The following is an 8,850-nucleotide window of genomic DNA, read 5'->3' on the forward strand; positions in this document are numbered from 1 at the left end:
GCCGGGGGGCGGGGGCGGCGGCGGGCCGGGGGGCGGGGGGGGGGGCCCCCCCCCCCCCGAAGCCGCGGTTTGCGCCGTAATCTCTGCCGGAAGCATAAACAAGTAGCGAATCCTCAACCGTAAACGTTCCAAGAGTAACGCCGTCGGGGATAAACAACAGCGTTTGCGACAATCCGGAAAGCTCAAATGTTTGCAATTGTCCGATGGTGTCGGAATCCGCGCGCAGATCAACGACGACCGCCATAACCTTACCAGTAAGGCAATAGGCAACTTTTGGAGGATTATCGCCGTCAAAGTGAAAACCGCGCTTTATCCCCGCTTTAGCGGTTACGCAAGCGATCTCTTTTGGCTCAAACGACAAGCCAAACTGCCTTAAAAAAGCCGAACTAAACAGTTTTGTATAACTACCGCGATCATCTTGTGAATATTGAACGCGTCCATAATATACGCCGCGTATTTCCGCCTCGCGCAACGCAAAGTTTTGCGCTGTTTTTTTATGTTTTTGCGTAATCGCTAGTATTTTTTCGGCTATCTGTTTTGGCGTTAGCTCATAACGCTTTAGCAATTCTGCAAACGGTATCCAATCGACAAACTCTTTGTTTGCTCCTAAATTCAATACTAACGGCGCATGATTATGCGCTTCATACCGTGCGTAAAACGCGGCTACTCTTTCGCCCCATCCTCCTTCTCTTATGCCATTTTCTATAGTAACTACTAGATAGTGTTCTTTGGCTATTTTAGTTAATGTTTCTATATCTAACTCGGAGTAAAAACGCGGATTAATTAATGTCGCGCGAATGCCATAGTCTTCTAATATGTCCGATGCGTCTTTTGCTATAGCTGAAAATATGCCAAGTCCGATGATAGCCACGTCTTTACCATATTGAATTATCTCGTATCTGTTTAGTTCTATAGGCGCGATCATAACGCCAGATCCATCCCTAAAGTCGTTATCGTCTCTGCTTAACCTGATCACTATTGGAAATTGTTGCTTATAAGCCCAGTCAAGCATCGTTTTATATTCGGTTTCGCAAGTTGGAGATATGCATACTAAATTAGGAATATGACTAATCAACGGAATATCAAAAATACCATAGTGAGTAGAGTCCTGCAATATAATGCCCGATCCATGTAACACTATGACGGCGGGATTTTTGTTTAGCGCAAGGTCAATCAATAATTGAGAGTAGGCTCGCTGTATAAACGCGCCTTCAATAAACACAAATGGTTTTGCGCCATATTTGGCTATGCCAGACGCGAACGAAACGGCGTTAGCTTCCGCTATGCTTACGTCAATATATCTTGACGGGTGGCGCGTCGCAAAGTTTTTCCCAAGTATTGGATTACCCGCTACAATCACAACAATCTCTTGATATTTTTCCATCATTTTATCAATGTGCTCGGCTCCAACCTTGGCGTAGTTAACGCCTGCCTCGGTCTTATCAATTAGCGCCTCTCCGCTCTTTGCGTTAAAAGGAGTAAACACGCAATGCCATTTTGGAGGATCTTTAGCGATATAGTTGCAACCATAGCCTTTGATGGTATGCACATGCGCCACAACGGGATTATCGATCGCTTTAGCCCGCTTGATTGCATCTATGCAAGATTCAACATTATTTCCATTTTCAAGATAGATATAACTATAACCCAACGCCTTAAAAATATTATTATTAAGCCGCCCCTTTGATTCGCGCAGAGCTCGCAAATGATTGTGTAAACCGCCCGCTCCAAGCGCAATAGAATACTCATTGTCGTTGACAATTACAATAAAACGACTCTTGACGCTACTAAATTGAACCGCGGCGTTGTTTAACGCTTCATACGCCTGCCCGCCGCTTAACGAGCCGTCTCCGATAACGGCGATTATTGTTTCGTCGCCGGATAAAATATCCCTGCCTTTTGCTAGTCCCGAAGCTAAAGATACAGAAGTTGACGTCAGCCCTAGATCGAAAAAATCATGTTCGCTTTCGTTTTGGCGTTGGTATGTACTCTTCGCTCCTCGATCTCTAAAAACGTCGTATAAATTTTTTCTGCCGGTTAGCATCTTATGAACATATGCCTGATGAGACACGTCGAATACAATTTTATCTTTGGGAGAATCAAATATGTAATGCAACGCGACCGTCAGTTCAACTACGCCAAGATTTGGTCCAATGTGCCCGCCATATTTAGACGCTCCCTCTAAGATGAATTTTCGTATCTCTTCGCACAATGCGGGCAACGTCGATATGTCAAGCGTTTTTAAATCTCGCGGAGATAGTATTTGCTCTAGATACATAATATTACGTTTCCTCTATCAGTTTTTTTGCTTGAGCAAAACTTACATAACCTTGAATTGGCGGCGGCGTAGAAATATGCGCGGGCCACTCGATAGCAAGATCGGGATCGTAAGGATTGATCTTAAAGTTAATATTCGGCTGGTATGCCAAACAACTAGAATTTACCATAATGATATCTGTCTTCGCAAAAGCCGACGAGCAAAACCCGTTTGAAAGTAACACTATTTTTGGATCGTCGCCGCTTAACTCAATTGTTTTGCGTTTGCCCTGATGTTCTCCGTTTGCGAGAGAGACAAACACCGCCATTGCTTCGCCCTGCACGCAATAAATCATCTTTTTATCATCGGGCGAGAGCGAGAAATCTAAACCTCGTATTACGCCTTTTTTTGTTTTATGACAATATGTCTCCATAAAACTAAAATCCCAACCGTTATTTTTCAAAAAATCCATTTGATATATCTTTCTGAACCAGCCGCGATCATCCTGCGCCTGATGAGGATAAAAAATCATTAGTCCTGGCAAACTAGTCTCCTCCAAATACGGCGGCGTTTTCATTTAGCGTCCGCCGCCTTCGAACTGTTTGCCGCGTCCTCGCGCACTCCATAAGAAGAGACCGAGAGAGAGAGAGAGAGAGAGAGAGAGAGGAATTTTGCTCGACGTCGGCGGCGATGAAACTTTGCACCGTTCTGGCAAAACCGTTTTTAAGATCGACCTTAGGTTGCCAACCCAATGCGATCAATTTACCTGCATCAATTGAAATAACTTTTGTATCATTATGCACTGCGCTTTGAGGATCTTTGGCGTTGGCGATAACGCGGATCGGTTTTTCGTGAAAGCTGTTAGCAATAATGTTTGCAAGATCGATAATTTTAACGTCGCAATATGGATTGGAAACATTATACGCTTCGCCAGTCTCGCCGCGAAGCAACGCGGTAAGACAACCGACTACCGTGTCTGTAACATAAGTATAGGGACGAATCACCGAACCGTCCGAATCTAGCAAGATGGTTTCCGATTCGTTGGCCTGCTTTATAAACTGCGCGTGCGCGAGATGATTATTCTCAGTAAAATCTGGTCCGTAAGTACTCGCCAAGCGTGCGATCCATGTCTTGACGCCAAACTGCCTTGCGTAGGCTTTAAATATCGTCTCAGACATTCGTTTGCTCTCCGCATAAACGGAAAATTTATTGTCCAAGTCAACAATTCCGTAATCGCTTTCGCTAATATCGCTTTTACCGGTAACGCCATAAATCGCCACCGACGAGAGAAACAGCACGCGCGTGTCCGCGCCATGTTCCGCTTTTTTATGCAAGGCGTATTCGCAAATATTTTTTGCGCCCTCTATATTTGCCGCAATCGTGCCCACAAAATCGTTAAGATTAACGCCTGTAGGAGATGCGGCGTGAATGATAATATCAGCGTTTAAATCGGCGGGGATTGGTTTTGAAATGTCTTGGACAAGCATCGAAAATCTAAGGTTATCTTTATATTGTCCAAATTTTTTCTCAGCTTTATTCGCATCGCGAGCGTTTGCAATGACTTTTACGTTATCTAACTCCATAAACGCATACACGAAATATGACGCAATCATTCCTGCGGCGCCCGTGATTAAAACCGTTTTGCCGTCAAACTCATGCCATGGAAGCGGCTCGGACAATATATTTTGTATATCTTCGGCGATAATCTTATTCATGCTCGGCGTCTTTTTCAAGATATTTTGAAGCGTAATTAGCGCCTACATATTCATGAGAAATTTCATTGCGTAAATCTTTAAGCGTCCGTAGTTGATCCGCCGAATCGACAATCCCTCTTTTCTCCGCTCTGTTAGCGACGTCGATAATAGCGCCTGAAGCGATAAACTCCGCCGCGTCAAGACTTCGCAAAACTTTATGTATTAGCAAATCGGTTGTTCGCGCATACCTAGACGCTAGAGCTTCAAAATATACTAACTCGTCGATTGAATAAACGCTCTTTACGCCGATCGCTACGCATTGATCGCGCGAACTATTAAGGGTTTTTACGCTTTCGTTAAGCGCGTTTATATTTTCGCGCAAGACGTCGATTGTTAAGCTACTCATCGAGCGCCTTTCCGCTTGCTTGAGCTAGTTTAAAAAACGGTTCTTCGCCGCTTTTCGAAGTCAAAATATCGATCTTTTGCTCGCCGATTTTATCGCATATTTCGCGCCGAACCTTAATCTTCTGCAATATATCCTGCGCAATAACGTCCGAAAGAATAGCTATATCTATATCGCCGCCTTTTTTGTCGTCGTCAACGCGAGAGCCGAACAGCCATATTTTCGCGCGCGGATCGACGGCTTGAACGGCTTTGACTATAACCTCTTTTTCATATTCGTTAATACGCATACCTATCTTTCCCATTCGGGAGAAAATTTTAGTCCCGTTTGAAACCATGACGATCGCTTATTCCAGTTGGCAAAACTCGACTGGTAGCAGTAACGGCAACTATCGGGCATTGTATCCTCGTCGTTCACCAGCGATCGGAAGCGTCGCGTCTCCTCGCTGTTCCACATCGCCTCGAAATCGTCGTATTTATCGATATGAAACAGTTTGATCGGCGTATTCATACACGGGCGGACATATCCGTCCGAACCTAGAAAAAAGTCGCGCCACGCGGTAAAACACGGCTTGTGCGACAGCTCGCCCGCAGGGTCTTCGCCGCGCAAATGCGGTATTTTGACCTTAATTCCAAGCGCATCGGCGCTTTCGCTCGCTTCGTCGAAAACGGCGCGAACCTCGTCCATACTATCCCACAGCGACTCTTTGGCAAGAGTCTCGTCGAACGCCGTAAGAAAAACGCCCTTCGCCTCCTGCAAACCAAGTTCGGCGGCAAGACGGACGATTTTCGGAAACTCGCGCAGGTTTTTTCGCATCAGCGTCGTTACAAAGTTCATATACGGAAAGGGGGAGTTAAGCCGCTGTTTTTGATCGACAATCGCCTTGATCCCGCCGAAAATACGATCCATTTTAGAGCCGCGCCGAATCTCGTTGTTTAACGCCTCGTCAGCCGCGTCGATCGATACGGCGATCACATCGACCTGCTCCTCAAAAATATGCGGCGCAAGATCGTTTAGCCGCATTCCGTTGGTGCAAAAATACTTTCGCAGACCTTTGCGGTTCGCCCATTTCAAAAACTCGACAAATTGCGGATGAACCGTCGGCTCGCCCCAGCCCATCAGCGTAACCTCTTCCGTATAGCGCGAAACGCCCTCGAATTTCGCAAGCCACGACGGATCAAAGCGCGTCGGCTTGAAGTCGGCGGAGTTTCTGCCGCACATCGCGCAATTTAGGTTGCACGCGTTTGTCATCTCGAAAACAAAGCGTTGCGGTTTGCTTGTTAGCCTACTTAGACCGCTTCTCATAGCCTCTTGGCTTGCGATCGTGTTCGCGGCGCGATCGGCGCTAAGCTCGCGCGTCTGTATCAGCCGATCGGTTTTTGCCCGTAAAATCGCGCTCATTTTTGCTCCCACAGCGCCCACGGCGCGTCACCATTCGTCCAGATTTGCGTCAATTCGTTTTTGTCGCGCAAGGTGTCCATCGACTTCCAAAACCCATTGTGCTTATACGCGCCGAGTTTGCCCTCTCTCGCTAGCGCCTCTAGCGGCTCGCGCTCTAATATCGCCTGTTTTTCGCGCGGGATATAATCGAAAATCCGCGGCTCCATCACAAAAAAACCGCCGTTAATCCAGCCGTCGTCGCCGTCGGGCTTTTCGTTGAAACTTTCGACGACGCCGTCCTCGCCGATCGCGATCGCGCCGTATTTGCCGCTTGGTTGCACCGCCGTTAGCGTGGCAACTTTGCCGCTTTTTATATGCGTTTCAAGCAGATCGCGCAAATTGACGTCGCATACGCCGTCGCCGTAAGTGAGCATAAACCGCTCGTTTCCGATCGTTTCTTTCGCCGCCGCCAATCTGCCGCCCGTTAGCGCCTCTTGCCCCGTATAGAGCATGGTTACCCGCCACGGCTCCGTTCGATGTTTGTGAATCTCCACCGAGTTTGAGCCAAGATCGACGGTAATATCGCTATAACGCGCGTAATAATCGATAAAAAATTCCTTGATAATATGGCTTTTGTAGCCCGTGAGGACGATAAACTCGTTAAAACCCCAAAACGAGTAGATTTTCATAATATGCCACAAAATTGGTCGCCCGCCGATCTCCACCATCGGTTTCGGCAATATACTCGTCTCTTCGCTAAGCCTTGTGCCAAAACCGCCCGCCAAAATTACTACTTTCATAGCCGCGATTATATCCGCGAACGCTTATATCCGCGAGCGGCGGCGATCTTTTCGGCGGCGTTTTCAAAGCGTAATCGCCTTAAAAAGCGGCGTTTATGTAAAATCTCGATTTTTTACGGGAAGCGAAATATGATTTTTTTTAGCGATCTGCTCTTAAAACTGCAAACGTTTTGGAAGGATCAAGGTTGCGCGATTGTTCAACCTTACGATCTGCCCGCCGGCGCGGGGACTTTCCACCCCGCGACGCTATTAAGAAGCCTCGATTCTAAACCGTGGAGCGCGGCGTATGTCGCCCCAAGCCGCCGCCCCGCGGACGGGCGCTACGGCGAAAACCCCAATCGGCTTGGCGCGTATTATCAGTTTCAGGTTCTCATCAAGCCCGCGCCCGACGATATTCAGACGATCTATCTAAAGAGCCTCGAATATCTGGGGCTAAATCTCAAGAATCACGACGTTCGTTTTGTGGAGGATAACTGGGAGTCGCCAACATTAGGCGCGTGGGGGCTTGGCTGGGAGGTGTGGTTAGACGGAATGGAGATAACGCAATTTACCTATTTTCAACAAGTCGGCGGCTTGCCGTGCAATCCTGTAGCGGCGGAGATCGCCTACGGGACGGAGCGGCTGGCGATGTATCTACAAAACGTCGATAACGTTTTCGATATCAAATGGAACGAGCGCTTCGCCTACGCGGACGTGCATTTTGAAGGCGAGTTTGAGTTCAGCAAATACCACTTTGAGATCGCCGATACCGATATGCTTTTCGGGCTTTTTGAAGCCGCTTCGCAAGAGTGCAAGCGGATACTTGCCGCCAAACTTCCGCTGCCCGCCTACGATCAGTGCCTGATCGCGAGCCACGCCTTCAACCAGCTTGACGCGAGAAAGGCGATCTCCCAAACCGAGCGGGCGAGATTTATCCTGCGCGTGCGCGAACTCGCCAAAGGGTGCGCGGTTTTATACAAAGAGCAAGAGAGCGAGCGCGAAGAGCGGTTAAAAAAGGCAAAAACGTTTGCGTAAAGTTTTCGCGTCGATCGCGCGCTTTCTAAAAAGCAATCTATACGCCTATACGCTAATCTACGCGCCGCTAGTCGCGCTTATTGTTCTTATACTATTGCTAATCGCCTACTCCAAATTACGCGAGTGGGGCGCGCTTTCTCGCGAAACGTTTGACAACCCGGAAACGATAGTTTTTGCGATCCACTGTTTAATTATGGCGTTTTTAGGGTTTTTCGCCGCCAGAAAAACAGTTATCGGCGGGTATTTCAAAACCTATTTCGCGCTATTTTTACCGCTTATTGTCGCGCTGGCTTACGTAAATATAATCTATTACCAATATGTCGCGGACAAGCATCTTAGCCCCGACGATTCGGCGTTGATGTATTTTTTTGGCTTTATAGCGGCGATTTATACTTGCTTTGCGATCGGTTTTGCTATTGGCGCGATAGGCAAAAAAGACGCGATAAGCCTCAAAAAATCGACATATATTTCGCTAGCTATCGCGTTATCCGCGCTGTTAATTTTTGCCGCGCAGATCATTTACGTAAACAAATATACAATTTCGAGCGATTTAAGCGATATGCAGCCCGTATATGGCTATGAGTACATAGAAGAAACGACGGCGCTAAACAAAGAGCCAACGATCCGTTTTTACGACAATTTGCCAAAATTAGACGGCGCGACGGCATTTTATCCGATCTACGCCTCCGCCGCCAAAGCGCTGTATAAAAAACCGGATAATCTTAGCGAACATAGTTTTAAATACGACTATTTTACCTCTTCCGCCACTCCGTGGGCATATAGACGGCTGATCGAAGGCGAAGTCGATCTAATTTTCGTTCTCGCGCCCTCCGACGAACAACGCAAAGAGGCGCTTGAGGCGGGCGCGGAATTAACGCTAACGCCGATAGGTAAAGAGGCGTTTGTATTTTTGATAAACGAGCAAAACCCGGTTAAATCCCTTACGATCGAACAGATTCAAAAGATATATACGGGCGAGATAACCAATTGGCGCGAAGTCGGCGGAAACGACGCTAAGATTTTAGCCTTTCAGCGTAATAATAATTCAGGTAGTCAAACGACGATGGAAAACAATGTTATGAAGGGGCTTAAACTTCAAAAAGCGCTTGAAGAAGAAATAAGCGACGAGATGGCGGGGCTTATTAGATCGGTCGCCGACTACCGCAACGCCGACAGCGCGATAGGCTATTCGTTTAGATTTTTCGTTACGGGCATGATGAAAGCCGAAGGCGTGCGCCTATTAGCGATTAACGGCGTGGAGCCTACGATCGAGAATATACAAAACGGATCGTATCCGCTAAT

The 8,850-nt window shown here is 47.3% G+C and carries 9 protein-coding genes; 2 read left to right on the forward strand and 7 right to left on the reverse strand.

The window, feature by feature from the left end; genetic code table 11:
* The 7 genes from LBF86_05150 to rfbF all read right to left on the reverse strand — a co-directional run.
* Nucleotides 1-2,278: 1-deoxy-D-xylulose-5-phosphate synthase (locus LBF86_05150; protein MDR0664890.1), on the reverse strand; the 2,278-nt coding region annotated here is incomplete at its 3' end.
* Between the two features lie 4 nt (nt 2,279-2,282).
* Nucleotides 2,283-2,834, reverse strand: coding sequence for a dTDP-4-dehydrorhamnose 3,5-epimerase family protein (locus tag LBF86_05155; GenBank protein MDR0664891.1), 552 nt, complete (start codon nt 2,832-2,834; stop codon nt 2,283-2,285).
* Nucleotides 2,803-3,972: an NAD(P)-dependent oxidoreductase gene (locus tag LBF86_05160; protein ID MDR0664892.1), complete on the reverse strand. Its 1,170-nt coding sequence runs from the start codon at nt 3,970-3,972 to the stop codon at nt 2,803-2,805. Before LBF86_05160 ends, LBF86_05155 begins: the two co-directional genes overlap by 32 nt.
* On the reverse strand, nt 3,965-4,357 hold the full coding sequence (locus tag LBF86_05165) for a hypothetical protein (protein ID MDR0664893.1): 393 nt from the start codon (nt 4,355-4,357) through the stop codon (nt 3,965-3,967). Before LBF86_05165 ends, LBF86_05160 begins: the two co-directional genes overlap by 8 nt.
* Nucleotides 4,350-4,643 carry a nucleotidyltransferase domain-containing protein gene (locus tag LBF86_05170; GenBank protein MDR0664894.1) on the reverse strand — a complete coding sequence of 98 codons (294 nt, stop codon included), beginning with the start codon at nt 4,641-4,643 and terminating at the stop codon, nt 4,350-4,352. Before LBF86_05170 ends, LBF86_05165 begins: the two co-directional genes overlap by 8 nt.
* 2 nt (nt 4,644-4,645) lie before the next feature.
* Nucleotides 4,646-5,755: a radical SAM protein gene (locus tag LBF86_05175; GenBank protein MDR0664895.1), complete on the reverse strand. Its 1,110-nt coding sequence runs from the start codon at nt 5,753-5,755 to the stop codon at nt 4,646-4,648.
* A complete protein-coding gene (gene rfbF, locus LBF86_05180) occupies nt 5,752-6,534 on the reverse strand; it encodes a glucose-1-phosphate cytidylyltransferase (protein MDR0664896.1) in 783 nt (260 codons plus the stop codon). Before rfbF ends, LBF86_05175 begins: the two co-directional genes overlap by 4 nt.
* Before the next feature lie 129 nt (nt 6,535-6,663).
* Here rfbF and glyQ point away from each other — a divergent pair, with 129 nt between their 5' ends.
* Together glyQ and LBF86_05190 are read left to right on the forward strand one after the other, a co-directional pair.
* Entirely contained in the window at nt 6,664-7,548 is an 885-nt protein-coding gene (glyQ, locus tag LBF86_05185; GenBank protein ID MDR0664897.1) for a glycine--tRNA ligase subunit alpha, read from the forward strand.
* A partial coding sequence (locus LBF86_05190; GenBank protein ID MDR0664898.1) for a substrate-binding domain-containing protein occupies nt 7,541-8,850 on the forward strand: 1,310 nt, incomplete at its 3' end. The genes glyQ and LBF86_05190, both read left to right, overlap by 8 nt.

It is taken from the genome of Helicobacteraceae bacterium, from assembly GCA_031258155.1.
Taxonomy (GTDB): domain Bacteria; phylum Campylobacterota; class Campylobacteria; order Campylobacterales; family SZUA-545; genus JAIRNH01.